This window comes from Roseateles sp., assembly GCF_019237615.1.
GTDB lineage: Bacteria > Pseudomonadota > Gammaproteobacteria > Burkholderiales > Burkholderiaceae_C > Pelomonas.
In genome coordinates, this window is the sequence record NZ_JAFAGT010000061.1 from 17,046 (window position 1) to 39,954 (window position 22,909).

The 22,909-nt window shown below is 68.2% G+C and carries 23 protein-coding genes; 11 read left to right on the top strand and 12 right to left on the bottom strand.

What is annotated here, in order from left to right:
- Positions 1 to 11 precede the first annotated feature (11 nt).
- Positions 12 to 590 carry a DJ-1/PfpI family protein gene (locus tag JOY88_RS12230; protein WP_293502758.1) on the bottom strand — a complete coding sequence of 193 codons (579 nt, stop codon included), beginning with the start codon at positions 588 to 590 and terminating at the stop codon, positions 12 to 14.
- Between the two features lie 98 nt (positions 591 to 688).
- Between JOY88_RS12230 and JOY88_RS12235 the strand changes: the two genes are divergently transcribed.
- Positions 689 to 1,138, top strand: coding sequence for a hypothetical protein (locus JOY88_RS12235; RefSeq protein ID WP_293502760.1), 450 nt, complete (start codon positions 689 to 691; stop codon positions 1,136 to 1,138).
- A gap of 482 nt (positions 1,139 to 1,620) precedes the next feature.
- Here JOY88_RS12235 and acnB read toward each other — a convergent pair whose 3' ends face one another.
- From acnB to JOY88_RS12270, 7 genes are all read right to left on the bottom strand, one after another.
- Positions 1,621 to 4,212 carry a bifunctional aconitate hydratase 2/2-methylisocitrate dehydratase gene (gene acnB, locus JOY88_RS12240; protein WP_293502762.1) on the bottom strand — a complete coding sequence of 864 codons (2,592 nt, stop codon included), beginning with the start codon at positions 4,210 to 4,212 and terminating at the stop codon, positions 1,621 to 1,623.
- Between the two features lie 24 nt (positions 4,213 to 4,236).
- Positions 4,237 to 4,644 (bottom strand): type II toxin-antitoxin system VapC family toxin, encoded by a 408-nt coding sequence (locus JOY88_RS12245; RefSeq protein ID WP_293502764.1) that lies wholly within the window; start codon positions 4,642 to 4,644, stop codon positions 4,237 to 4,239.
- Positions 4,641 to 4,916, bottom strand: a complete 276-nt coding sequence (locus JOY88_RS12250; protein ID WP_293502766.1) for an AbrB/MazE/SpoVT family DNA-binding domain-containing protein — start codon at positions 4,914 to 4,916, stop codon at positions 4,641 to 4,643. Before JOY88_RS12250 ends, JOY88_RS12245 begins: the two co-directional genes overlap by 4 nt.
- Before the next feature lie 104 nt (positions 4,917 to 5,020).
- Positions 5,021 to 5,590, bottom strand: a complete 570-nt coding sequence (locus JOY88_RS12255; protein ID WP_293502767.1) for a hypothetical protein — start codon at positions 5,588 to 5,590, stop codon at positions 5,021 to 5,023.
- Positions 5,591 to 5,711: 121 nt separating this feature from the next.
- Complete coding sequence (locus tag JOY88_RS12260; protein ID WP_293502769.1) at positions 5,712 to 6,722, bottom strand: HpcH/HpaI aldolase/citrate lyase family protein; 1,011 nt, start codon at positions 6,720 to 6,722, stop codon at positions 5,712 to 5,714.
- Positions 6,719 to 7,501, bottom strand: a complete 783-nt coding sequence (gene tam / locus JOY88_RS12265; RefSeq protein ID WP_293502771.1) for a trans-aconitate 2-methyltransferase — start codon at positions 7,499 to 7,501, stop codon at positions 6,719 to 6,721. Before tam ends, JOY88_RS12260 begins: the two co-directional genes overlap by 4 nt.
- 21 nt (positions 7,502 to 7,522) lie before the next feature.
- The gene (locus JOY88_RS12270; protein WP_293502773.1) at positions 7,523 to 8,509 is read right to left on the bottom strand and encodes a malate dehydrogenase; all 987 of its coding nucleotides are present in this window, start codon (positions 8,507 to 8,509) and stop codon (positions 7,523 to 7,525) included.
- A gap of 79 nt (positions 8,510 to 8,588) precedes the next feature.
- On the opposite strand from JOY88_RS12270, the gene JOY88_RS12275 reads away from it, so the two are divergent.
- The 9 genes from JOY88_RS12275 (at position 8,589) to JOY88_RS12315 (ending at position 16,644) form a co-directional block, all read left to right on the top strand.
- A complete protein-coding gene (locus JOY88_RS12275; protein WP_293502775.1) occupies positions 8,589 to 9,305 on the top strand; it encodes a GntR family transcriptional regulator in 717 nt (238 codons plus the stop codon).
- A gap of 91 nt (positions 9,306 to 9,396) precedes the next feature.
- On the top strand, positions 9,397 to 9,825 hold the full coding sequence (gene sdhC / locus JOY88_RS12280; RefSeq protein ID WP_293502777.1) for a succinate dehydrogenase, cytochrome b556 subunit: 429 nt from the start codon (positions 9,397 to 9,399) through the stop codon (positions 9,823 to 9,825).
- Between the two features lie 23 nt (positions 9,826 to 9,848).
- Entirely contained in the window at positions 9,849 to 10,208 is a 360-nt protein-coding gene (sdhD, locus tag JOY88_RS12285) for a succinate dehydrogenase, hydrophobic membrane anchor protein (RefSeq protein WP_293502779.1), read from the top strand.
- Positions 10,208 to 11,980 carry a succinate dehydrogenase flavoprotein subunit gene (gene sdhA / locus JOY88_RS12290; protein ID WP_293502781.1) on the top strand — a complete coding sequence of 591 codons (1,773 nt, stop codon included), beginning with the start codon at positions 10,208 to 10,210 and terminating at the stop codon, positions 11,978 to 11,980. Before sdhD ends, sdhA begins: the two co-directional genes overlap by 1 nt.
- A gap of 24 nt (positions 11,981 to 12,004) precedes the next feature.
- Positions 12,005 to 12,706, top strand: a complete 702-nt coding sequence (locus tag JOY88_RS12295) for a succinate dehydrogenase iron-sulfur subunit (RefSeq protein ID WP_132569703.1) — start codon at positions 12,005 to 12,007, stop codon at positions 12,704 to 12,706.
- 5 nt (positions 12,707 to 12,711) lie between these two features.
- Complete coding sequence (locus tag JOY88_RS12300) at positions 12,712 to 12,987, top strand: FAD assembly factor SdhE (RefSeq protein WP_293502787.1); 276 nt, start codon at positions 12,712 to 12,714, stop codon at positions 12,985 to 12,987.
- 28 nt (positions 12,988 to 13,015) lie between these two features.
- A complete protein-coding gene (gltA, locus tag JOY88_RS12305; protein ID WP_293502789.1) occupies positions 13,016 to 14,326 on the top strand; it encodes a citrate synthase in 1,311 nt (436 codons plus the stop codon).
- 65 nt (positions 14,327 to 14,391) lie between these two features.
- Positions 14,392 to 15,312, top strand: coding sequence for a ribokinase (locus JOY88_RS12310; protein ID WP_293502791.1), 921 nt, complete (start codon positions 14,392 to 14,394; stop codon positions 15,310 to 15,312).
- 21 nt (positions 15,313 to 15,333) lie between these two features.
- A complete protein-coding gene (locus JOY88_RS12315; RefSeq protein WP_293502793.1) occupies positions 15,334 to 16,644 on the top strand; it encodes a TRZ/ATZ family hydrolase in 1,311 nt (436 codons plus the stop codon).
- 73 nt (positions 16,645 to 16,717) lie between these two features.
- On the opposite strand, the gene JOY88_RS12320 is transcribed toward JOY88_RS12315, so the two are convergent.
- On the bottom strand, positions 16,718 to 17,269 hold the full coding sequence (locus JOY88_RS12320) for a gluconokinase (protein ID WP_293502795.1): 552 nt from the start codon (positions 17,267 to 17,269) through the stop codon (positions 16,718 to 16,720).
- A 173-nt stretch (positions 17,270 to 17,442) separates the two neighbouring features.
- Between JOY88_RS12320 and purL the strand changes: the two genes are divergently transcribed.
- Positions 17,443 to 21,405: a phosphoribosylformylglycinamidine synthase gene (gene purL / locus JOY88_RS12325; RefSeq protein ID WP_293502797.1), complete on the top strand. Its 3,963-nt coding sequence runs from the start codon at positions 17,443 to 17,445 to the stop codon at positions 21,403 to 21,405.
- On the opposite strand, the gene JOY88_RS12330 is transcribed toward purL, so the two are convergent.
- Genes JOY88_RS12330 through JOY88_RS12340 form a run of 3 tightly spaced genes read right to left on the bottom strand, consistent with a single transcriptional unit; the run spans position 21,402 to position 22,853 of the window.
- On the bottom strand, positions 21,402 to 21,863 hold the full coding sequence (locus tag JOY88_RS12330; protein WP_293502799.1) for an SRPBCC family protein: 462 nt from the start codon (positions 21,861 to 21,863) through the stop codon (positions 21,402 to 21,404). The two genes, purL and JOY88_RS12330, sit on opposite strands and share 4 nt — an antisense overlap.
- The gene (locus tag JOY88_RS12335) at positions 21,860 to 22,210 is read right to left on the bottom strand and encodes an ArsR/SmtB family transcription factor (RefSeq protein WP_293502801.1); all 351 of its coding nucleotides are present in this window, start codon (positions 22,208 to 22,210) and stop codon (positions 21,860 to 21,862) included. Before JOY88_RS12335 ends, JOY88_RS12330 begins: the two co-directional genes overlap by 4 nt.
- Positions 22,182 to 22,853: a glutathione S-transferase family protein gene (locus tag JOY88_RS12340; protein WP_293502803.1), complete on the bottom strand. Its 672-nt coding sequence runs from the start codon at positions 22,851 to 22,853 to the stop codon at positions 22,182 to 22,184. The genes JOY88_RS12335 and JOY88_RS12340 overlap by 29 nt, the downstream gene beginning before the upstream one ends.
- Positions 22,854 to 22,909: the final 56 nt, after the last annotated feature.

Below are 22,909 nucleotides of genomic sequence, written 5' to 3' on the forward strand. Positions count from 1 at the left end.
GTCCTCGTGGCTCAGTGGCTGATGCGCGTGCCCAGCACGGCCAGGAACTGCGCGATCCAGGCTGGGTGGGCCGGCCAGGCGGGCGCCGTGACCAACTGGCCGTCGGTGACGGCCTGGTCCACCGGGATGCTGGCGTAGCTGGCGCCGGCCAGTTCCACCTCGGCCGCGCAGGCCGGGTAGGCCGAGACCTTCTTGCCGCGGATGACGCCTGCTGCCGCCAGCAACTGGGCGCCATGGCAGATGGCCGCGATGGGCTTGCCGGCCTGCGCGAAATGCTGCACCAGCGGCAGCACGCCGGGCACCGTACGCAGGTATTCGGGCGCGCGGCCGCCGGGGATCACCAGGCCGTCGTAGTCGGCGGCCCGCACGGCATCGAAGCTGGCGTTGAGCACGAAGCGATGGCCGGGCTTCTCGGAGTAGGTCTGGGCGCCCTCGAAGTCGTGGATGGCGGTGAAGACGAAGTCGCCCGCCTTCTTGCCCGGGCAGACGGCATCGACTCGATGACCCACGGCCAGCAGCGCCTGGAAGGGCACCATGATCTCGTAGTCCTCCACGTAGTCGCCGGCCAGCAGCAGCAGTTTCTTGCCCATCGATGTCTCCTTGAATGGTGGAGCAGCGATTCTGGGAAACGCGCGCGGCGGGCGGGTAACAGCCGGTTGTTGCGCCGCTGTGCGGCTCATCCGGCTCAGTGGGCATCACCAAAGTTAGACCCTTCTGTCACCCTGCGGGCGAATCGACGAGGGCCAGGCAGCAGGACTCGGATGCAGCAAGCAGGCTGGTTGCCGATCTGGCCGAGCTGGTGCAGGCGATCTTCACCGCGCTTCCGCCGTCCAGGCCATGGCAGCGCCGGCTCTTGCAACAGCTCGCAGAGGCCGACCGGCTGGTTCAGGTGCTGAGGCTCATCGTGGCGATGGGTCGGGCGCAAGCGGAGGTTGCCGAGGCTGCGGGACAGCTCGCGGCAGTGCTTCGAGCGGCTGATCGTTACGTCGCAGTGGGGCGTGCCGACTTAGTGATCAAATCCGCGGTGCGGCTTGCAACCGACCTGGCCCAGTGCATCGTCGTCGCGCTGTCCGGCGAAGGCCCGCGAGCGCCTGAGGAAAGCGTTCAGCTTCGTCCGATGCGGCCCTCCCGTGGCTGAGAACTGCGGGCCTGCATCCTTCCCGCTGCGCGTGAACGGGCCCGCGTGACGAACAGGCCGGCTGCAGTGGGCGCTTCGCGCGGTGCCGGCCAGATCGCCCTCTCAGCCGCCCGCCAAGCCCGAAGCCGGGCCGCCTGGAAGTGCTCGCCGCGGCTCGACCGTCGCGCCAGTCGCTGCGCTTGGTGTCACGCCGGCCGCGGAGCCGCCGCGACTCGGGTCATGCGGGCGACTTCGATGCAGCCGTTGCGCCAGGCGGGGCTGGCACATCGGCTGCATTGGCTTCGTCGCCCAGGGGGCAGCCCGTGCGTCGGTCGTCCCACTGCGCTCCCCCTACAAACCCCGTCCCTGGGTGCCGCGTGTAATTTAACCGAGAAGCCGCGCTGACCCGATGGGTGTACACACCGGCCGACCGAGCCCCAGAAACCAAGAAGCCCCCGCCGGCTGCTGGCCGGCGGGGGCTTTGAGGTGCTGGCCTGGCAGCGTCAGGCGGCCACGGTCTTGGCGGTCTCCGCGTACTCCTCGATCTGGTCGAAGTTCAGGTACTTGTAGACGCTGGCCGTGTCCTTGTTGATGATGCCCATTGCCTCGTGGTACTCCTGCACCGACGGGATGTGGCCCAGCTTGGACGCGATGGCGGCCAGTTCGGCCGATGCCAGGAACACGTTGGTGTTCTTGCCCAGGCGGTTGGGGAAGTTGCGGGTCGACGTGGACACGACGGTCGCGCCCTCGCGCACCTGGGCCTGGTTACCCATGCACAGGCTGCAGCCCGGCATCTCGGTGCGCGCGCCGGCCGTGCCGAAGGCGGCGTAATGGCCTTCCTTGATCAGCTCGCTCTGGTCCATCTTGGTCGGCGGGGCCACCCACAACTTGACCGGGATGTCGCGCTGGCCGCCCAGCAGCTTGGCCGCCGCACGGAAGTGGCCGATGTTGGTCATGCAGGAGCCGATGAAGGCCTCGTCGATCTTGGTGCCGGCAACGTCGGACAGCGTCTTGGCGTCGTCCGGGTCGTTGGGGCAGCAGAGGATGGGCTCCTTGATGTCGGCCAGGTCGATCTCGATGACGGCGGCGTACTCGGCGTCCTTGTCGGCTTCCAGCAGGTCGGGCTTGGCCAGCCAGGCCTCGACCTTCTCGATGCGGCGCTGCAGCGTCTTCGCGTCGGCATAGCCGTCGGCGATCATGTTCTTCATCAGCACGATGTTGGAGGTGAGGTACTCCTTGATCGGTGCCGGATTCAGCTTGATCGTGCAGCCGGCGGCCGAGCGTTCGGCGGAGGCGTCGGACAGTTCGAACGCTTGCTCGACCTTCAGGTCAGGCAGGCCTTCGATCTCGAGGATGCGGCCCGAGAAGACGTTCTTCTTGCCGGCCTTGGCGACGGTCAGCAGACCGGCCTTGATGGCGTACAGCGGGATGGCGTGCACGAGGTCGCGCAGCGTCACGCCCGGCTGCATCTCGCCCTTGAAGCGCACGAGCACCGACTCAGGCATGTCCAGCGGCATGACACCAGTGGCGGCGCCGAAGGCCACGAGGCCGGAGCCGGCCGGGAAGCTGATGCCGATGGGGAAGCGGGTGTGCGAGTCGCCGCCGGTGCCGACCGTGTCGGGCAGCAGCAGGCGGTTCAGCCAGCTGTGGATGACGCCGTCACCCGGGCGCAGGGCCACGCCGCCACGGTTGCTGATGAAGGCGGGCAGCTCGCGATGGGTCTTCACGTCCACGGGCTTGGGGTAGGCGGCCGTGTGGCAGAAGGACTGCATGACGAGGTCGGCCGAGAAGCCCAGGCAGGCCAGGTCCTTCAGCTCGTCGCGGGTCATCGGGCCGGTCGTGTCTTGCGAGCCGACCGTCGTCATCTTGGGTTCGCAGTAGGTGCCGGGACGAACGCCCTGGCCTTCCGGCAGACCGACGGCGCGGCCCACCATCTTCTGGGCCAGCGTGAAGCCGGCCTTGGTTTCGGCGGGTGCCTGCGGCAGGCGGAACTGCGTCGAGGCGGGCAGGCCCAGGAACTCGCGCGCCTTGGCGGTCAGCGAGCGGCCGATGATGAGGTTGATGCGGCCGCCGGCGCGCACTTCGTCGAACAGCACATCGCTCTTGAGCTTGAACTCGGCGACGGTCTCGCCGTTCTTCACCAGCTTGCCGTCATAGGGCAGCACGTCGATGACGTCGCCCATCTCCAGCTTGGACACGTCGACCTCGATAGGCAGCGAGCCGGAGTCTTCCTGCGTGTTGAAGAAGATGGGGGCGATCTTGCCGCCCAGCGTGACGCCGCCGAAGCGCTTGTTCGGCACGAAGGGGATGTCCTGGCCCGTGGCCCAGATGACAGAGTTGGTGGCCGACTTGCGCGAAGAGCCCGTACCGACGACGTCGCCGACGTAGGCCACGACGTGGCCCTTCTTCTTCAGGTCCTCGATGAACTGCATCGGGCCACGCTTGCCGTCTTCCTCGGGCTTGAAGGCCGCGTCGGAACGGGTGTTCTTCAGCATGGCCAGGTAGTGCAGCGGGATGTCCGGGCGGCTCCAGGCATCGGGGGCGGGCGACAGGTCGTCGGTGTTGGTCTCGCCGGGCACCTTGAAGACGGTGACGGTGATTTTCTTCTCGACCTCGGGGCGCGAGGTGAACCACTCGGCGTCGGCCCACGACTGCATCACTTCCTTGGCCTTGGCATTGCCGGCCTTTGCCTTGGCGGCGACGTCGTTGAAGTAGTCGAACATCAGCAGGGTCTTCTTCAGGCCCGCTGCGGCTTGAGCCGCGACATCCGCGTCGTCCAGCAGCTCGATCAGCGGATGCACGTTGTAGCCGCCCACCATGGTGCCCAGCAGCTCCGTGGCCAGGGCCTTGGAGATCAGGCCGACCTTGACATCGCCATGGGCGACGGCGGCCAGGAACGAAGCCTTGACCTTGGCGGCGTCGTCCACGCCCGGGGGCACGCGATGGGTCAGGAGGTCCAGCAGGAACGCATCTTCGCCGGCCGGCGGGTTCTTGATCAGTTCGATCAGTTCGGCGACCTGCTTCGCGTCGAGCGCAAGGGGCGGGATGCCGAGGGCGGCGCGGTCGGCGACATGTTGGCGATAGGCTTGAAGCATGTGTTTCTCCGTTGAAGCAGTGGGTCAGGCCGAGGGCGGTACAACCACCCTCAGTCCTTTGAAATAGTCTCGGTAGAAGCCGGCGTCGCGCGTGATGAGGGCGTCGCACTGCATCATGGCGTGGGAGCCGATCAGGAAGTCGGCCACGGTGCGGCTGCGGTTGCCGCCGCGCTGGCGGTAGCGGCGCTGCATCTCGCCGGCGCGCAGCGCCGACTTGGCCTCCATCGCGTCGAAGCGTATGCCCAGCTCCTCGAGGAACTGCAGCACGTCGGTGCCGCCCTTGAAGGCGGTACACACCTCGGCGAGCGCCACCTCGCACAGCACGACGGGACCGATGTGCAGCGCCTGGCGCACGGCTTCGGCAGCGCTGGCGCAGGCCTCATCGTCGCCGGCGATCAGGTCGATCAGCACGGAGGAGTCGGCGGCGATCAAGGCGCGGGGTCTCCCTCGTCCGGTTCGGGCGGCAGGTAGGGGTCGCCGGGCGCGTGGCCGCGGATCGCGCGCATGGCCTCGTCGGTGTTGGCGAAGCCGTCGAGCTTGAAGCGGCCGCGCAGACGCGAGATCGCGTCGTCGACGTTCTTGCGCAGGATGATGCGGCCGCCGTCCAGCTCGACCTTGAGCGTGGTGCCCTTGGTCAGGCCGAGGGCGTCTCTGACGGCTTTGGGCAGCGTGATCTGCCCGCGTTCGGCAACGATGGCTTCCATGGGGCCTCCAGCGGCTGGCCGCCGGTAGGCCGGTGGCTCAGGTATGCATCAGAAAGTATGTACGCATTCTACATACCTGGGCCGGGGGCTTCAATCGAGGCGGCTCACTTGCCGGCCGTGGGCGTGATGCCCAGGCCGCTGCGCGCCTGCTCGGCCGCTTCGGCCTCGGGGTCGGCGATCTTGGCGGCCTTGGCGGCGGCGACCAGCTTCTCCTGCTCGGGGTGGACGCAGTCGTCCAGCAGGCGCTGGCCGATCTTGGTGTCCAGCAACATGGACTTGTTGGCGATCTGGATCATCAGCGTGCGGCCGGTCACGTCTTCCAGGCGCAGGGCGCCGGTGGACGACAGCACCGGCTTCATCGTGATGACCTGTTTCTTCCAGGCGACGTTGATGTAGCCGGCCACCTTGGGATGCTTGTCGATGTGGACGTGCTCCTTGAACTCGCAGGCGTAGTCGCCGATGTAGGCGCGTTCGGCAGCGGCGAGCTGGGGGGCGTCGGCCTCGGCCAGCGCCGGCTCGGGCGGCGGCGCGGGCGTCTTCTTAGCGGCAGCCTTGGGTGCAGCCTTGGCGACAGGCTTGGTGGCGGCCTTGGCCGGCGGGGTCTGGGCCAGGGCGGGGAGGGTGGCGCAGAGGATGAGGGCGGCGGCGCAGCCGCGGAGGGAGGGGGACGGCATCGGGGTGGGGCGGAAGGAGCGGAGTGAAATGGGGCGGCGCATCATGGCCGAGACCGGGCCGGCCAGGCGTGAGCAGGTGTGAGGATTGTCCGGCGCGCCATCTCCTGCCCAGGCCCGTGCTTTACCCGATGGAGGCGGGGAAGAAGGTTTGGCGGGCCGCGGCCGGGAGTGGGCGGCCGGTGCGCTCGGCGCGTTCCAGCACGGTCCAGAAGTAGCGGTAGCTGGCTCGGTCGTGCAGTCGGTCGCGGAACGAGATCGGTGCCCAGTGGGCGGCCTGCGCGGCGAGCAGCAGGTCAGCGGCCTCGGCGATCTCGTCGGCGGCGGGCGCGAAGGCGTCGACGATGGGGCGGATCTGGTCGGGGTGGATGCTCCACATGCGGGTGTAGCCGAACTCGCGCGCGGCGCGCGTGGCCGCGGCGGCCAGTGCGGCTGTGTCGCGGAACTCCGTGACGACGCAGTGCGAAGGCGTCTTGCCAGAGGCGTGGGCCGCCGCGGCGATCTCCAGCTTGGCGCGCACGACCAGTGGATGCTCGAACTGGCCGGGCAGCTCCATCGCCGCCTTGGGGATGGCTCCGCCGTGGGCCGACACGAAGTCCATCAGGCCGAAGGACAGCGATTCGATGCGGGGATGGGCGGCGATGCGGAAGACCTCGCGCAGCGCGCCGTGCGTCTCGATCAGCACCTGCAGCGGCAGCCTGGGCTGGCCATGGCGCGCGCAGGCAGCGTCGATGGCGGTGACGGCGCGGTCCACGTCGTCGCCGCCCTCGGGCTTGGGGATCATCAGATAGGCCAGGCGGGCGCCGGCCTTGGCGATCAGTGTGTCGACGTCGGCTTCGAATGCCGGGTGGCCCCAGGGGTGGACGCGGGCGCCGACGCGCCCGAAGCGGTTGGCGCGGCTCGTCGCCAGCTCGGCAATCAGCAGTGCGTGCTCGGCCTCGCCACCGACCGGGGCGCCATCCTCGGCGTCCAGCGTGATGTCGAAGACGGGGCCCAGCTCGGCCTGCAGCGCGAGGCTCTTGCGCATGCGGGCCTCGACACCGCAGTAGTGGTCGACGACGGGCAGCAGGCGCGGGGCGGTCGTGCTTTCCTCGAACAAGGCGTCGCGAGGGTGGACGGCGGGCGATGCAGTCATGGCTTGGCGGCGGCGCGGCGGGCGATGAAGAAGAGGCGAGGGAAGGCCAGCAGCAGCCGGCCATCCGCGCGTGGTGGGTAGGCCTGGGCGATGCGCTGTTCGTAGGCGACCAGGAATCGCGCGCGCTCGGCCTCGGGCAGCGGGTCGATGAAGGGCTTTAGGCCGGTGCCGCGCACCCATTCGACGATACGCGCCGGCGAGTCCATGGGATGCTGGTAGGCCGTGCGCCAGAGGTCCACGCTGCCCAGCGGCGCGAGCAGGTCGTAGTAGCCGTCCAGGCCCAGCAACTCGGTGCGCAGCCGGCTTGCGTCGCCGATCAGTGCGGCATAGGGGGCTTGCGCGGCCAGTTCGCGCATCGCGCGGTGTGTGGGCTCGTCGCGGTTGTCCGGCATCTGCACGGCCAGCACACCGCCGGGCGCCAGCAGGCCCAGCAGACGCGGCAGCAGCGCCTCGTGGTCACCCACCCATTGCAGCGACGCGTTGGCGTAGATCAGGTCGACGCCGTCATCGGGCGCCCAGGCGCCGATGTCCGCCAGCTCGAAACGGCAGCCAGGCAGGCGTTCGCGGGCGCTGTCCAGCATGGCGGCGGAGTTGTCGATGCCGATGACTTCGGCGTCTGGGAAGCGCTCCAACAGCAGCTCGGTCGAGTTGCCAGGGCCGCAGCCGAGGTCGACGACCCGGCATGGTGATGTGAGCGGCACCCGCGCCAGCAGGTCGCGGGCAGGGCGGGTGCGCTCGTCCTCGAAGCGGCGGTAGAGATCGGGGTTCCAGTCTTTCATGCCGCTGTCGAGGGGGTGGGCTTACAGCAGGTGCTTGACGCCGTCCTGCTCGTCCGTCAGTTCCTTCAGCGTCTTGTTGATGCATTCCTGCGAGAACGCGTCGATCTCGATGCCTTGGACGATCTTGTACTCGCCGCCTTCGCAGGTGACGGGGTAGCCGAACATCACTTCCTTGGGGATGCCGTACTCGCCGCCCGACGGGATGCCCATCGTGACCCACTTGCCGTTGGTGCCCAGGGCCCAGTCGCGCATGTGGTCGATGGCGGCGTTGGCAGCCGAAGCCGCCGACGACAGGCCGCGCGCGGCGATGATGGCCGCGCCGCGCTTGCCGACGGTGGGCAGGAACACTTCACGGTTCCATTGCTCGTCGTTGATCAGGTCCTTGACCGACTGGCCGGCGATGGTGGCGTTGCGGTAGTCGGCGTACATCGTCGGCGAGTGGTTGCCCCACACGGCGAGCTTCTCGATGGAGCCCACGGCCTTGCCCGTCTTGGCCGCGATCTGCGAGGCGGCACGGTTGTGGTCCAGGCGCAGCATGGCGGTGAAGTTCTTGGCCGGGAGGTCAGGGGCCGACTTCATCGCGATGTAGGCATTGGTGTTGGCGGGGTTGCCGACCACCAGCACCTTGACGTTGCGCGAGGCGACTGCGTTCAAGGCCTTGCCCTGCACCGTGAAGATCTGGGCGTTGGCGGCCAGCAGGTCGGCGCGCTCCATGCCGGGGCCACGCGGGCGGGCGCCGACGAGCAGGGCGTAGTCCGTGTCCTTGAAGGCGGTCATCGGATCGCTGTGGGCCTCGATGCCGGCCAGCAGCGGGAAGGCGCAGTCTTCGAGTTCCATGATCACGCCCTTCAGCGCGTTCTGAGCCTTCTCGTCGGGAATCTCCAACAACTGGAGGATGACGGGCTGGTCCTTGCCCAGCATTTCGCCTGAGGCGATGCGGAACAGCAGGGCGTAGCCGATCTGGCCGGCGGCGCCGGTAACGGCGACGCGAACGGGTTTCTTGCTCATGGAAGTCTCCGAAGGGGCAGTTGAAAAGCTGGGCGAATCCCGGCGAGTGTACGGGCATACCCTGTGCTGCAATGCACCCATGCCCAAGACGCCTGCGCCCCTGTACGAGCAAATCCGCCAGCTCATCGTCGCGGCGCTGGCCGCCGGCGAGTGGCGGCCGGGCGATGCCCTGCCCAGCGAGCCGGCGCTGGCGGAGCGCTTCGGCGCCAGTGCCGGCACCGTCCGGCGGGCGCTGGACGAACTGGCGGCCGAGAACCTCGTCGAGCGCCGCCAGGGCAGCGGCACCTTCGTGTCCACCCATTCGGCGCCGGGCCAGCAGTTCCGCTTCCTGCGCCTGGTGGCCGACGACGAGGCCAGCGGTTTCACGCGCGAACTGCTCGGCTGCCGGCGCATGCGCGCCACGGCCGAGGTTGCCCGCGCCCTGGGCCTGCGCACGGCGGAGCCCGTCATCGAGGTGCGTCGGCTGCTGCACCGGCGCGGCCGGCCGGTCGTGCTCGACGAGCTCTGGCTGCCGGAGCGGCATTTCGAGGGGTTGACGGCGGAGGTGATCGCGGCCCATGCCGGCACGCTCTATGCGCTTTTCGAGGCGCGCTTCGGCGTCCACATGGTGAGGGCGCAGGAGAAGCTGCGCGCCGTCTCCGCCACGCCCGAGGCCGCTCGCCTGCTGCAGGTGCCCGAGGGCGAGCCGCTGCTCAGCGTGGAGCGCCTGGCCTGCACCTATGGCGACCGGCCGGTCGAGCTGCGGCGCGGCCTGTACCACACCGTTGCCGACCATTACCGCAATGACTTGAACTGAGGCTGACGATGGCGCAGTGCAGCATGGCGCCGGCCCGGGTTAACACTTGGGCCTAGAATCGTTTGGTTTCACCCCGCACGCAGGCTCGACCATGACGGATAGCGCCAAGACAAGACCCGTATACCGAAATATTCACATCACGCAAATCGTCGGTTACCGGCTGCCTCCCGCCGGTATCGTCTCCATCCTGCACCGCGTCAGCGGCGTGGTGATGTTTGTGCTGCTTCCCTTCGTCGTCTGGATGCTGGATGCCAGCCTGAGCTCGGAGATCTCCTACGACGGGTTCACCAACGTCTTCGTCGCGGGCGCGGCGGGCCTGCCGGCCTGGTTCGTCAAGCTCGTCGTGCTGGGGCTGATCTGGGCCTATCTGCACCACTTCATTGCCGGCGTGCGCCACCTGTGGATGGACGCCACGCACAGCGTCAGCAAGGCCCAGGGCCATAGCACGGCGGTCTTCACGCTGGCGCTGAGCATCGCCCTCACGGCGCTGCTGGGCGCCAAGTTGTTCGGTCTGTACTGAGCCAACCTGCAAGGACAACAACAATGAGCACTTTCGGCTCCAAGCGCCTCGTCGTCGGCGCGCATTACGGCCTGCGTGACTGGCTTGCCCAGCGCGTCACCGCCGTGCTGATGGCCTTGTTCACCGTGGCGGTGCTGGTCCGCTTCCTGATGCCCGGTGAACTGGGTTACGACCACTGGTACGGCGTCTTCGCGCCGCAATGGATGAAGGTGCTGACCTTCGTCGCCATCCTCGCGCTGGCCTACCACGCGTGGGTGGGCGTGCGCGACATCTGGATGGACTATGTGAAGCCGGTCGGCATCCGACTGGCCCTGCAAGTGATTTCTATCGTGTGGCTGCTCGGCTGTGCCGGTTGGGCAATCCAGGTGCTGTGGAGACTGTGATGACGGTGGCAAAGATTTCGACCCGCAAGTTCGACGTGGTCATCGTCGGGGCCGGTGGCTCCGGCATGCGGGCCTCGCTGCAGCTGTCGCTGGCCGGCCTCAACGTGGCCGTGCTGTCCAAGGTCTTCCCGACCCGCTCGCACACCGTGGCCGCGCAGGGTGGCATCGGCGCGTCCCTGGGCAACATGTCCGAGGACAACTGGCACTACCACTTCTACGACACCATCAAGGGCTCGGACTGGCTGGGTGACCAGGACGCCATCGAGTTCATGTGTCGCGAGGCGCCCAAGGTTGTCTACGAGCTGGAACATTTCGGCATGCCGTTCGACCGCAATGCCGACGGCACCATCTACCAGCGCCCGTTCGGCGGCCACACGGCCAACTACGGCGAGAAACCGGTGCAGCGCGCCTGCGCCGCGGCCGACCGCACCGGCCATGCGCTGCTGCACACGCTGTACCAGCAGAACGTCAAGGCCCGCACCAACTTCTTCGTGGAGTGGATGGCGCTGGACATCATCCGCGACGCCGAGGGCGACGCCGTCGGCGTGACGGCGCTGGAGATGGAGACCGGAGAGGTCCACATCCTGCAGGCCAAGACCGTGCTGCTGGCCACCGGCGGCGCCGGCCGCATCTTCGCGGCCTCCACAAACGCCTTCATCAACACCGGCGATGGCCTGGGCATGGCGGCGCGCGCTGGTATTCCGCTGGAAGACATGGAGTTCTGGCAGTTCCACCCCACCGGCGTGGCCGGCGCGGGCGTGCTGCTGACCGAAGGCTGCCGCGGCGAGGGAGCGATCCTGCGCAACAGCAACGGCGAGCGCTTCATGGAGCGCTATGCCCCGACGCTGAAGGACCTGGCGCCGCGCGACTTCGTGTCCCGCTCCATGGACCAGGAGATCAAGGAAGGTCGAGGCTGCGGTCCCAACAAGGACTACGTGCTGCTGGACATGACCCACCTGGGCGCGGACACCATCGCCAAGCGCCTGCCCTCGGTGCTGGAGATCGGCCACAACTTCGCCAACGTCGACATCACGAAGGAGCCGATTCCCGTGGTGCCCACCATCCACTACCAGATGGGTGGCATTCCGACGAACGTGCACGGCCAGGTCGTCATCCCGAAGAACGGCAAGCACAACGACATCATCAACGGCCTCTACGCCGTGGGTGAGTGCTCGTGCGTGTCGGTGCACGGCGCCAACCGCCTGGGCACCAACTCGCTGCTGGACCTGGTCGTGTTCGGCCGCGCGGCCGGCAATCACATCGTCGACTTCAACCTGAAGACCAAGTCCCACAAGGACCTGCCCAAGGACGCGGCCGACAAGACCCTGTCCCGCCTGGCGCGCCTGGAGTCGTCCACCAGCGGCGAATACGCGCAGAACGTCGCCAACGACATCCGCGCCACCATGCAGAAGCATGCCGGCGTGTTCCGCACGCAGGCCAGCATGGACGAAGGCGTGCAGAAGATCCTGGAGGTCGCCAAGCGTGTCGGCGGCATCGGCCTGAAGGACAAGTCCAAGGTCTTCAACACCGAACGCGTCGAGGCACTGGAGGTCGAGAACCTGATCGAAGCCGCACAGGCAACGATGGTCTCTGCCGCCGCCCGCCCCGAGAGCCGTGGCGCCCATGCGCACAACGACTACCCGAACCGCGACGATGCGAACTGGATGAAGCACACGCTGTGGTACTCCGAAGGCAATCGCCTGGACTACAAGCCGGTGAACCTGCAGCCGCTGACCGTTGAATCCGTTCCGCCCAAGGTCCGTACCTTCTAAGCCGGGTCGACAAGGACAAGAGAAATGAAGCGCACCTTCCAGATCTACCGCTACGACCCCGACAAGGACGCCAAGCCCTACATGCAGACCCTCGAGGTCGAGCTGGATGGCCATGAGCGCATGCTGCTGGACGCCCTGGTCAAGCTGAAGGCGGTCGACCCGTCGCTGTCCTTCCGCCGCAGCTGCCGCGAAGGCGTCTGCGGTTCGGACGCGATGAACATCAACGGCAAGAACGGCCTGGCCTGCCTGACGAACATGCGTACGCTGCCGGGCGTCATCACGCTGAAGCCGCTGCCGGGCCTGCCCGTCGTGCGCGACCTCATCGTCGACATGACGCAGTTCTTCAAGCAGTACCACTCCATCAAGCCCTATCTCGTCAACGACAACCCGCCGCCCGAGAAGGAGCGCCTGCAGTCGCCCGTCGAGCGCGAGGAACTGGACGGCCTGTACGAGTGCATCCTGTGCGCGAGCTGCTCCACGAGCTGCCCCAGCTTCTGGTGGAACCCCGACAAGTTCGTCGGCCCTGCCGGCCTGCTGCAGGCCTACCGCTTCATCGCCGACAGCCGCGACGAAGCCACGGCCGAGCGCCTGGACAACCTCGAGGATCCCTACCGCCTGTTCCGCTGCCACACCATCATGAACTGCGTGGACGTCTGCCCCAAGGGGCTGAACCCCACGAAGGCCATCGGCAAGATCAAGGAACTGATGGTCCGCCGCGCGGTCTGACGACGATGAGCGACCTCGCCACGGCCCTGATCGACGAGCGCGCGCTGTCCAAGCTGCGCTGGCGCTGCCGTCGGGGCCTGCTGGAGAACGACCTCTTCATCGAACGATTCTTTACGCGACATGCCGGCTCCGGCATCAGCATCACGCAAGCCGAAGGCCTGACGATGTTGATGGACCTGGCCGACAACGACCTGCTCGACCTGCTGCTGCGCCGCAAGGAGCCCAGCGGCGAGGTTGACACCGCCGCGGTGCGCGAGGTTCTCGCCGACCTGCGCACCTGATGCTTTTCAAGAACCAAAGGACTGAAACATGACCCCGTCCGACGTGAAAGCCACCCTGTCGTTCTCCGACGGCAGCCCCTCGATGGACCTGCCGCTCTACAAGGGCAGCATCGGCCCCGATGTCATCGACATCCGCAAGCTCTACGCCCAGACCGGCAAGTTCACCTACGACCCCGGCTTCCTGTCGACGGCGTCGTGCAACTCCACCATCACCTACATCGATGGCGACAAGGGCGAGCTGCTGTACCGCGGCTACCCGATCGAGCAGCTCGCGGTGAACTGCGACTACCTCGAGACCTGCTATCTGCTGCTGTACGGAGAGCTGCCCAACGCGGCCCAGAAGGCCAGCTTCGAAGACCGTGTGATGCACCACACCATGGTCAACGAGCAGATGCAGTTCTTCCTGCGCGGCTTCCGCCGTGACGCCCATCCGATGGCCGTCATGACGGGCCTGGTGGGCGCGATGTCGGCCTTCTATCACGACAGCACCGACATCAATAACCCCGAGCACCGCGAAGTCGCGGCGATCCGCCTGATCGCCAAGATGCCCACGCTGGTGTCCATGGCCTACAAGTACACCATCGGCCAGCCCTACATCTATCCGAAGAACGACCTCAGCTACGCCGGCAACTTCATGCGAATGATGTTTGCCACGCCCTGCGAGGAGTACAAGCCCAACGACGTGCTGGTGCGCGCGATGGACCGCATCTTCACGCTGCACGCCGACCACGAGCAGAACGCGTCCACCTCGACGGTGCGACTGTGCGGCTCGTCGGGCACCAACCCGTTCGCGGCCATCGCGGCCGGCGTGGCCTGCCTGTGGGGCCCCGCGCATGGCGGCGCCAACGAGGCCTGCCTGAACATGCTGGGCGACATCCAGAAGCAGGGCGGCGTGGCCCGCATCGGCGACTTCATCGGCAAGGTCAAGGACAAGAACTCCGGCGTCAAGCTGATGGGTTTCGGCCACCGCGTCTACAAGAACTACGACCCGCGCGCCAAGCTGATGCGCGAGACCTGCCACGAGGTGCTGAACGAGCTGGGCCTGCAGAACGATCCGCTGTTCGAGCTGGCCATGAAGCTGGAGAAGATCGCGCTGGAAGACGAGTACTTCGTCGCCCGCAAGCTGTATCCGAACGTGGACTTCTACTCGGGCATCGTGCAGCGCGCCATCGGCATCCCGGTGCCGTTGTTCACTGCCATCTTCGCGCTGGCCCGCACGGTAGGCTGGATCGCCCAGCTCAATGAGATGATCGGCGACCCCGAGTACAAGATCGGCCGCCCGCGCCAGCTCTTCGTCGGCGCCACCCCGCGCGACGTCAAGCCCATCTCGCAGCGCTGATCGGCTCTCGCCTCATCCGCGAACCCCTCGGTCACCCCGAGGGGTTTCTTGCTTTTGGAGACTTGATGACCGCACCAGAGATCCTTGTCCTCGGCAGCGTCAACCGCGACCTCATCGTGCATGCGCCGCGCCTGCCGCTGCCGGGCGAGACGCTGCGCGGACAGCGCTTCGGCTCCTGCCTGGGCGGCAAGGGTGCCAACCAGGCGGTGGCCGCTGCGCGGCTTGGCGCGCGCGTGGCGCTGGCGGCGCGCGTGGGCCTGCTGGAAAACGGCGCGGCCATGGTGGCGCAACTGCAGGGCGAGGGCGTCGACACGGAGGCCATCGCGCAGCCTGTCGATGAGGTGCCCGGCGTGGCCCTCATCGTCGTCGGCGCCGAGGATGCGGAGAACCAGATCGTCACCGTCGCCGGCTCCAATGGCACGCTGCCGCTGGATCAGGTCGAGGCGCTGCGCCTGGACGGCCTGCGCTGGCTGGTGGCCCAGCAGGAGCTGCCGCTGGCCAGCGTGGCCCGCGCCTTCGAACGTGCCCATGCGGCAGGCGTGAAGACGCTGCTGAACGCCGCACCCTTCCGTCCCGGTTGCGAGGCCCTGCTGCCCCATGTCGACTTGCTAGTCGTCAACGCGCTGGAGGCCCAGGCCCTGGTGACGACGCTGGGCGGCGCTGCGGCCTCGCCCGAGACCCTGGCCCATGTCCTGCGGGCCAAGGGCCCGGCGGCCGTGCTCGTGTCCCTGGGTGCCGAAGGGTTGTGCTGGGTCGACGCCGATGGCGCCCGCCGCGTGCCCGCGCGCGAGGTGAGGGCCGTCGATACGGTCGGTGCCGGTGACACCCTCGTCGGCGCCCTCGTCACGGCCCTGGCCGAGGGCCAGCCGATTGCCGACGCGCTGGCCTTTGCCCAGGCGGCCGCGGCGCTGGCCGTGTCGCGCGCCGGCGTGCAGGACGCGATGCCGCGTCGCGCCGAAGTCGAGCAACTGCTCGCAATGAACTGAATCCCACCAGGAGAACGAGAAATGTCCCAGACCCTGCTGCTGCCCCGCTGGCTGCTGAGCATGAAGCCCGGCGAGAACACGCTGGAGAACCACGCGCTGCTGATCGACGGCGAGCGCATCGCCGCCGTGGGCCCGCGCGCCGACCTGATCGCCAAGTACCCGCAGGCCGAGCGCGTCGAGCTGCCCGAGCAGATTCTCATCCCCGGCCTCATCAACGGCCACGCGCACTCGGCCATGACGCTGCTGCGCGGCGTCGCCGACGACGTGCCGCTGATGGACTGGCTGCAGAACCACATCTGGCCGCTGGAGAAGAAGTGGGTCAGCGAGGGCTGGACCTACCTCGGCTCCAAGCTGGCGGCCGCCGAGGGGCTGCGCAGCGGCACGACCTACATCAACGACATGTACTTCTTCCCGACCGCGATGGCCCGTGCCGCCGTGGACTCGGGTGTGCGCGCCGCCGTGTCGATGAACGTCATCGACTTCCCTACCGGCTATGCCTCGGGTCCCGACGACTACATCGCCAAGGGCGTGGCTGCCTACGAGCAGTACAAGGGAGAGAAGCTGCTGGACTGGACCAGCGCTCCGCATGCGCCCTACACCGTGTCGGACGAGACCTTCATCAAGCTGCGCGACCTGGCCGAGAAGCTGGACATCCAGATGCACTGCCACATCCACGAGACGGCGGGCGAGGTGTCCGACGGCCTCAAGGCCCATGGCATGCGCCCCATCGCGCGGCTGGACAAGCTGGGCCTGTTCAACGAGCGCATGATCGCCGTGCACATGGTCCACCTCGACGAGGCCGAGATCGAATTGATGGCCAGGAAGGGCGTGCACCTGGTGCATAACCCCAACTCCAACCTCAAGCTGGCCTCTGGCGTGATGCCGCTCAAGGCGCTGGAAGCTGCCGGCGTCAACACCATCCTGGGCACCGACGGTGCGGCGTCCAACAACCGCCTGGACATGTTCGGCGAGATCCGCTCGGCGGCCTTGCTGGCCAAGGGCATCACCGGCGACCCGACGGTGGCCTCGGCGCGCACCGCGCTGGAGATGGCGACGATCCGCGCCGCCAAGGCCATGGGCCGCGCCGACGACCTGGGCTCGCTGGAGGTGGGCAAGCTGGCCGACTGCGTGGCCGTGTCGCTGGACAGCGTCGAATGCCAGCCGGTCTACAACGCGGCGGCCCAACTGGTCTACGTGGCCGGCCGCGAGCAGGTCAGCAACGTCTGGGTGGGCGGCCGCCAGCTGCTGCGAGATCGCCAGCCCACGACCATCGACGTGCCCGGCCTGCTGGCCGAGGTGCGCGACGTCGTCGGCCGCATGCAGGCGGGCTGAGGACGCGGCTTCGCTCGCGGCCACGCCGCCGGCGTGGCCGGCGCGCGCAAGGCCGGGGCGGTGGCGGCAGGGGTCACGGGCATGCGCCGGGCGATGTCCATGTCCTCTCCAGCCAGCCGCACACCCGGGCTTCCAGTTCGCCCGGAGGCCACTGCGCATCCAGCCGCAGCACGCCGGGCTCCCCTGTGGGCGGCTCCAGCGTTTCGAACTGGCTGTCGACGAGGCTGGCGGCAAAGAAGTGCGACGTGCGCGTGGACACCCGCCGATGGGCCTCGGACCTGTCGATGTCGAGGAAGGCGAAGCGCAGGCCGGGCGAGGCTTCACGAAGCCGGTCGCGATAGCTGCGCTTCAGGGCCGAACAGGTCAGCAGCAGTCCCGGGTGCTGCTGCAACCGCTGGCACAGGCTGGCCAGCCAAGCTGACCGGTCCTGGTCCGTCAGCGGCTCGCCGCGCGCCATCTTGTGGCGGCTGGCCTCGCTGTGGAGCAGGTCGCCCTCCAGCCAGTCGCGGCCCAGGCGCTGCGCGACGGCTGCTGCCAGCGTGGATTTGCCGCAGCCGGCGACCCCCATGATCACCGCCGACTCGGCGGCGGGCGGATGCAGGGGGGCGGGATGGCTGCGAGGCATGGGATGGTCGGACCGGCTCATCGTAGTCGGCGCATCAGGCGCCCCCGTCCCTGATTTCCCGCTGGTGCAAGGGGCCTCAGTAGAATCCCGTGCTTCCGCACGCCGCCCCTCGCCGTTGGGGCCGTGCCTTCCGAGACCCGCGCGCCCGCCCGCGCCCAGCCTCCCCGGATCCCATGGCCCTGAACCCGCATCTGACCTGTTTCGAGGGCGGCAACGCTCTTTCCGATTTCCGCGCCCAGGCCTTGCTGGCCCGGCTGCAAGAGGTCAGTGCCCGCATCACCGGCATCAGCGCCCGCGCGGTGCACTGGGTCTGGACGCAGGAGCCCCTGGAGGCCGAGGCCCAAGAGCGGTTTGCCGCGCTGCTGGCCTATGGCGAACCGGCGGCGGCCGGCGTTGAGGGCGACCTCGTCGTCGTCACGCCGCGCTTCGGCACCGTCAGCCCCTGGGCCTCCAAGGCGACCGACATCGCCCGCAACTGCGGCCTGGACTTGCGCCGCGTGGAGCGCGTCGTCGAGTACCGCATCGCGACCAAGAGCGGCCTGCTGGGTGGCGCTAAGCCGCTGAGCCCCGACGAGCTGAACGCCTGTGCCGCGCTGCTGCATGACCGCATGACCGAGTCGGCTTGCTTCAGCCGCGAAGACACAAAGCATCTGTTCGACGAGCGCACCGCCGAGCCGCTGGCCCATGTGGACGTGCTGGGCGCCGGCCGCGCCGCGCTGGAACGGGCCAACGTCGAGTTCGGCCTGGCACTGTCGGGCGACGAGATCGACTATCTCGAGACCAACTTCAAGAAGCTGGGCCGCAATCCCAGCGACGTCGAGCTGATGATGTTCGCGCAGGCCAACAGCGAACATTGCCGGCACAAGATCTTCAACGCGTCGTTCACGGTGGACGGCGAGGCGCAGCCGCTGAGCCTGTTCGGCATGATCCGTAACACCGAGAAGCTGAACCCGCAGCACACGGTCATCGCCTACTCGGACAACGCGGCCGTCATGGAAGGCCATGCCATCGAGCGCTGGATGCCCGCGCCCCAGGCCGGCGCGGCCTATGTCGCCCGCCCCGAGCAGGCCCAGGTGCTGATGAAGGTGGAGACGCACAACCACCCGACGGCCATCTCGCCCCACCCGGGCGCATCCACCGGCGCGGGTGGCGAGATCCGCGACGAGGGCGCCACCGGCCGCGGCTCCAAGCCCAAGGCCGGCCTGACGGGCTTCTCGGTGTCCAACCTGCACCTGCCGGGCTTGAACGAGCCATGGGAGCAGGGCCCGGTCGGCAAGCCCGCCCACATCGCGTCGGCGCTGCAGATCATGATCGACGGCCCGCTTGGTGGCGCTGCCTTCAACAACGAATTCGGCCGGCCCAATCTGGCGGGCTATTTCCGCGTCTTCGAGCAGACGGTGGCCGGCCTGCGCCGCGGCTATCACAAGCCCATCATGATCGCCGGCGGCATGGGCACCATCCGCTCGGACCTGACCAGGAAGATCGAGTTCCCGGCCGGCACGCTGCTGATCCAGCTGGGCGGCCCCGGCATGCGCATCGGCATGGGCGGCGGCGCAGCCTCGTCGATGGCGGCGGGCACCAACACGGCCGACCTGGACTTCGACTCTGTCCAGCGCGGGAACCCCGAGATCGAACGCCGTGCGCAGGAGGTCATCAACCACTGCTGGGGCCTGGGCGCCGGGAACCCGGTGCTGGCCATCCACGACGTGGGCGCGGGTGGCATCTCCAATGCCTTCCCCGAGCTGGTCAACGATGCGGGCCGGGGCGCGCGCTTCGACATGCGCAAGGTACCGTTGGAAGAGTCCGGGCTGGCGCCCAAGGAAATCTGGTGCAACGAGAGCCAGGAGCGCTACGTGCTGGCCATCGCGCCGGAGAGCCTGGAGCTGTTCAAGTCGCTGTGCGACCGCGAACGCTGCCCGTTCGCCGTCGTCGGTGTGACGACCGAGGAACGCGAGCTCAAGCTCGTCGACGAACTGGCCGGCGACGACCACCCCATCGACATGCCTATGGACGTGCTGCTCGGCAAGCCGCCCAAGACCCATCGCAACGTCACCCGCGTGACCCGCGATGGCGGGGTACTGGAGCTGACCGGCGCGCGCCTTGAACAGGTCGCGTTCGACGTGCTGCGCCACCCCACCGTCGCCAACAAGCGCTTCCTCGTCACCATCGGCGACCGCACCGTGGGCGGTCTCAACCACCGCGACCAGATGGTGGGCCCCTGGCAGGTGCCCGTGGCGGACTGCGCCGTCACGCTGGCCGACTTCAAGGGTTTTGCCGGCGAGGCGATGAGCATGGGCGAGCGCACGCCGCTGGCCGCCGTCAATGCGCCGGCCTCCGGCCGCATGGCCGTGGCCGAGGCGATCACGAATCTGCTGGCCGCGCCCATCGAGCTGTCGCGCGTGAAGCTCAGCGCCAACTGGATGGCCGCCTGCGGCGAGGCCGGTGAGGACGCCGCGCTGTTCGACACCGTGAAGGCCGTCGGCATGGAACTGTGCCCGGCACTGGGCGTGTCGATTCCTGTCGGCAAGGACTCCTTGTCGATGCGCACCAAGTGGGATGACAAGCAGGTCACGGCGCCGGTGTCGCTCATCGTCACGGCCTTCGCCAGCATCGCCGACGTGCGTGGCACGCTGACGCCCGAGTGGCAGCGCGAGGACTCGTGCGCCATCCTCATCGACCTGGGCCAGGGCAAGCACCGCATGGCAGGCTCCATCCTGGCGCAGACGCTGAACCAGTTCGGCAACGATGTGCCCGACCTGGACGACCCGCAGCTGCTGGTGTCGCTGGTCAACGCCATCAACGAGCTGCGCGCCGCCGGCAAGCTGCTGGCCTACCACGACCGCTCGGACGGCGGCCTGTGGGCGGCGGCCTGCGAGATGGCCTTCGCGGGCCAGACCGGCCTGAGCCTGAACGTGGACATGCTGGTCACCGAAGGCGATGGCATCAGCGACAGCCGCGCCGAGATGGGCGACTCCAAGAACTGGGCCACCCAGGTCGGCGCCCGTCGCGAGGAGCTGACGCTGCGCGCGCTGTTCAGCGAGGAGCTGGGTGCGCTGATCCAGGTCCGCGCGGCCGATCGCGATGCCGTCATGCAGGTGCTGCGCACGCATGGCCTGTCCAGGCATTCCCACGTCGTTGCCAAGCCCAACGCGGCGCGGCAGATGGAAGTCTGGCGCGACGCGAAGAAGGTCTTCGGCGCCGACCTGACGACGTTGCAGCAGACCTGGGACGAGGTGAGCTGGCGCATCGCCAAGCTGCGGGACAACCCGGCCGGCGCGGACGCCGAGCACGCCGCTGCCGGCAAGGCCGACGACCCGGGCCTGCATGTGCACCTGACCTTCACGCCCGAGGCGCCGTTCGTCTCCACCGGCGCGAAGCCGAAGGTGGCTATCCTGCGCGAGCAGGGCGTGAACTCGCATGTCGAGATGGCCTATGCGATGTCGCTGGGTGGCTTCGACAGTTTCGACGTGCACATGAGCGACCTGCAGTCCGGCGCGGTCAAGCTGGACAGCTTCGCGGCCTTCGTCGCCTGCGGCGGCTTCAGCTACGGCGACACGCTGGGCGCCGGCGAAGGCTGGGCGCGCAGCATCATGTTCAACCCGGTGCTGACCGAGCAGTTCAGCGCCTTCTTCTCGCGCTCCGACACGCTGGCGCTGGGCGTCTGCAACGGCTGCCAGATGCTGGCAGCGCTTGCGCCCATCATCCCGGGCGCCGAGGCCTGGCCGCGCTTCACGCGCAACCAGAGCGAGCAGTACGAGGCGCGTCTTGCGCTGGTGGAGGTGCTGGATTCGCCCAGCGTCTTCTTCAAGGACATGGCCGGCAGCCGCGCGCCCATCGCCGTCGCGCATGGCGAGGGTTTTGCGAACTTCGCGCGCCAGGGCGATGCGTCCAGGGTCATCGCGGCCATGCGCTTCGTGGACAACCACGGCAAGGCCACCGAGGCCTACCCGTTCAACCCCAACGGCAGCCCTGGCGGCCTGACGTCGGTGACGACGGCCGACGGCCGCTTCACGGCTCTGATGCCGCATCCGGAGCGCGTGTTCCGCAATGTGCAGATGAGCTGGACCAGCGGCGACCGTGCACAGCACAGCCCGTGGCTGCGCATGTTCCAGAACGCGCGCAAGGCGCTGGGCTAGGTCGCGTCCACTTCGAGCATCAGCCGGTCGAGGCCCTCTTCGGTGCCGCGGCGGCGCTGCTCGATGTCCATGTGACCGTCGAGGTAGGCGAGCTGCTCGGTGAGCTTCAGCGTCGAGCCGCCCGGCGTGTCCGCAAGCTCGACGGTGACGAGGGATGCTGACAGCGCGCGGCCGTCCGCGGCCATCGAGTAGGCGAAGACGATGCGGGCGTTCTCGGCGATGTCGAGGAAGACCTTGTCCACGGCCAGCCGCGTGCCGTCCGGCAGCCTGCTGCGGTAGATCTCGTGGCCGCCGGGGCGGAAGTCCATGCTGAACTCGGGAACATGCGTCTGCGCATGGCAGTCGTTCCAGCGCAGCTTGGTGGCCGGGTCGGCCCAGGCGGCGAACACGCGGGCGGCTGAGGCCTTGAAGCGGCGTTCCAGCACGAAGCTTGTGTGGGTGGTGGGCGTCGTCGTCATGGATTGGATTCGTCCTGTCCTGCGAGAAGGGCGGCAAGGGCGTCGAACTGGTGGTGCCACATGGCCTTTCTCTGGGCCACCCAGGCCTCCAGTCCGCCGAAGGCGTCCGGCGCGATGCGATAGGTGCGCACGCGGCCGGCCTTGTCGGACAGCACGAGGCCGCCGGCCTCCAGCACGGCCAGGTGCTTCACCGCAGAGGGCAGGCGAAGTGCCAGTGGCCTGGCCAGGTCGCTCACCGAAGCCGGGCCGCGGCTGAGCTGGTCCACCATGGCGCGGCGGTTGCCGTCGGCCAGCGCCGCGAACAGGCGATCCAGCCCTTCAGCCGAGGAAGCGTGCGGGGAGGGCATGGCGCAAGGGGTAGTACTGGAAGAAGGGGCGGGCCTCGACGATGCAGCGCCAGACCGAGGGGCGGGCCAGCAGGCGCTCGAAATAGGCGGCCAGCTTCTGGTGCCCGGGCGCGAAGGGGCGCACGATGGCAGCGTAGAACAGCGCCGGCGCGGCGGCGCAGTCGGCCATCGTGAAGGCGTCGCCTGCGGCCCAGGTGCGCTCGCCCAGGCGGCTTTCGATGAGGTCGTAGGCCATGCCGAGGTCGTTGACGGTGGCGGTCAATGTGGCCGCGTCGCGCTCGGCCTGCGTCCGCAGCTGCTGCGCGATGAAGCGCTGCATGGGCGTCATCACGTGCAGGTCGAAGATGCGGTCCCAGAGGCGGACCTGCAGGCGCGCATCGAAGTCCTCGGGCAGCAGCCGCAGCCGGCCGGGATGGTGGTGATCCAGGTATTCGATCTGTATCGAGGTCTCCGGCACGACGCGTTCGCCGTCGACCAGCAGCGGGATCTTGGCGGTGGGCCAGAGCCCCGCATAGGCCGCGCGCTCGGCCGGGTCGCCCAGGTTGACGTGGCGGGTCTCGAACGGTGTGCCGTTCTCGTGCAGCGCGATCAAGACCTTCCAGCAGTAGGAGGACAGCGGATGGGAGTGCAGGGTCAGTGGCATGGTGCCTCAAAAGTTTCCTTGACGGCTAAGTGTATAAAAACTTTCTTTGAAAGGAA

Excerpts from the sequence above, each read along its gene's own strand:
- JOY88_RS12250 (WP_293502766.1), bottom strand. The coding sequence starts at position 4,916 with ATGGAAGCCATCGTTGCCGAACGCGGGCAGATCACGCTGCCCAAAGCC.
- JOY88_RS12230 (WP_293502758.1), bottom strand. The coding sequence starts at position 590 with ATGGGCAAGAAACTGCTGCTGCTGGCCGGCGACTACGTGGAGGACTAC.
- JOY88_RS12275 (WP_293502775.1), top strand. The coding sequence starts at position 8,589 with ATGCCCAAGACGCCTGCGCCCCTGTACGAGCAAATCCGCCAGCTCATC.
- JOY88_RS12295 (WP_132569703.1), top strand. The coding sequence starts at position 12,005 with ATGAAGCGCACCTTCCAGATCTACCGCTACGACCCCGACAAGGACGCC.
- JOY88_RS12330 (WP_293502799.1), bottom strand. The coding sequence starts at position 21,863 with ATGACGACGACGCCCACCACCCACACAAGCTTCGTGCTGGAACGCCGC.
- JOY88_RS12260 (WP_293502769.1), bottom strand. The coding sequence starts at position 6,722 with ATGACTGCATCGCCCGCCGTCCACCCTCGCGACGCCTTGTTCGAGGAA.
- acnB (WP_293502762.1), bottom strand. The coding sequence starts at position 4,212 with ATGCTTCAAGCCTATCGCCAACATGTCGCCGACCGCGCCGCCCTCGGC.
- JOY88_RS12255 (WP_293502767.1), bottom strand. The coding sequence starts at position 5,590 with ATGCCGTCCCCCTCCCTCCGCGGCTGCGCCGCCGCCCTCATCCTCTGC.
- JOY88_RS12320 (WP_293502795.1), bottom strand. The coding sequence starts at position 17,269 with ATGCCTCGCAGCCATCCCGCCCCCCTGCATCCGCCCGCCGCCGAGTCG.
- JOY88_RS12315 (WP_293502793.1), top strand. The coding sequence starts at position 15,334 with ATGTCCCAGACCCTGCTGCTGCCCCGCTGGCTGCTGAGCATGAAGCCC.
- purL (WP_293502797.1), top strand. The coding sequence starts at position 17,443 with ATGGCCCTGAACCCGCATCTGACCTGTTTCGAGGGCGGCAACGCTCTT.
- JOY88_RS12340 (WP_293502803.1), bottom strand. The coding sequence starts at position 22,853 with ATGCCACTGACCCTGCACTCCCATCCGCTGTCCTCCTACTGCTGGAAG.
- JOY88_RS12300 (WP_293502787.1), top strand. The coding sequence starts at position 12,712 with ATGAGCGACCTCGCCACGGCCCTGATCGACGAGCGCGCGCTGTCCAAG.
- sdhA (WP_293502781.1), top strand. The coding sequence starts at position 10,208 with ATGACGGTGGCAAAGATTTCGACCCGCAAGTTCGACGTGGTCATCGTC.
- sdhD (WP_293502779.1), top strand. The coding sequence starts at position 9,849 with ATGAGCACTTTCGGCTCCAAGCGCCTCGTCGTCGGCGCGCATTACGGC.
- JOY88_RS12335 (WP_293502801.1), bottom strand. The coding sequence starts at position 22,210 with ATGCCCTCCCCGCACGCTTCCTCGGCTGAAGGGCTGGATCGCCTGTTC.
- JOY88_RS12310 (WP_293502791.1), top strand. The coding sequence starts at position 14,392 with ATGACCGCACCAGAGATCCTTGTCCTCGGCAGCGTCAACCGCGACCTC.
- tam (WP_293502771.1), bottom strand. The coding sequence starts at position 7,501 with ATGAAAGACTGGAACCCCGATCTCTACCGCCGCTTCGAGGACGAGCGC.
- sdhC (WP_293502777.1), top strand. The coding sequence starts at position 9,397 with ATGACGGATAGCGCCAAGACAAGACCCGTATACCGAAATATTCACATC.
- JOY88_RS12270 (WP_293502773.1), bottom strand. The coding sequence starts at position 8,509 with ATGAGCAAGAAACCCGTTCGCGTCGCCGTTACCGGCGCCGCCGGCCAG.
- gltA (WP_293502789.1), top strand. The coding sequence starts at position 13,016 with ATGACCCCGTCCGACGTGAAAGCCACCCTGTCGTTCTCCGACGGCAGC.